We start from the raw sequence: 623 nt of genomic DNA, 5'->3' as shown, positions 1-623 counted from the left end.
GACTTAAAATCACTTCAAATACATTGATACAATCACAACCCATCTATCTTCCACACACCATCTCAAGTGCGCTTCCAATAGATACATTCTTCTTCCAAATTGTTAAAGAACGACAGCCGATTTAACGTGTAAATCTTGCTAAAGACTGACCAGCAAAAATCACCAGTCGACAACGCAACCCCTCCCGGCACCCCAACGGCCGGCCTCGCTCGCGCTCTCGACTAAAGATTAATCATGGCGTCAGACAATGGTGGAGGCAGACGGGATCGAACCGACGACCCCCTGCTTGCAAAGCAGGTGCTCTCCCAGCTGAGCTATGCCCCCATGTACTGACAACGCCAACCGTGCCACGGTTCGCACCATGGCACGTTTGCTTCGGAGAGGTCTCTCCGCCTTAGGACTAGTGGTGGGTCTGGTTGGATTCGAACCAACGACCCCCGCCTTATCAAGACGGTGCTCTAACCAACTGAGCTACAGACCCCTTCCAGTCTGTCGTATTACAGCCAATAAGTGTGAGCGCTCAACTTCAATGCAAGCTCTGGAAAGGAGGTGATCCAGCCGCACCTTCCGATACGGCTACCTTGTTACGACTTCACCCCAGTCATGAATCCTACCGTGGTGAC

The 623-nt window shown here is 51.8% G+C and carries 2 tRNA genes and 1 rRNA gene; all 3 read right to left on the bottom strand.

Annotated elements, in window-relative coordinates:
- Positions 1-248 precede the first annotated feature (248 nt).
- Positions 249-324 (bottom strand) — tRNA-Ala (locus tag HV670_RS30360).
- A gap of 80 nt (positions 325-404) precedes the next feature.
- A tRNA-Ile gene (locus tag HV670_RS30355) sits at positions 405-481 on the bottom strand.
- Positions 482-542: 61 nt separating this feature from the next.
- A 16S ribosomal RNA gene (locus tag HV670_RS30350) occupies positions 543-623 on the bottom strand; the annotation flags it as partial.

Source organism: Pararobbsia alpina (assembly GCF_902859895.1).
GTDB lineage: Bacteria > Pseudomonadota > Gammaproteobacteria > Burkholderiales > Burkholderiaceae > Pararobbsia > Pararobbsia alpina.
The sequence above is the reverse complement of the archived record's forward strand: the minus strand, read 5'-3'. Positions and strand labels throughout refer to the sequence as shown.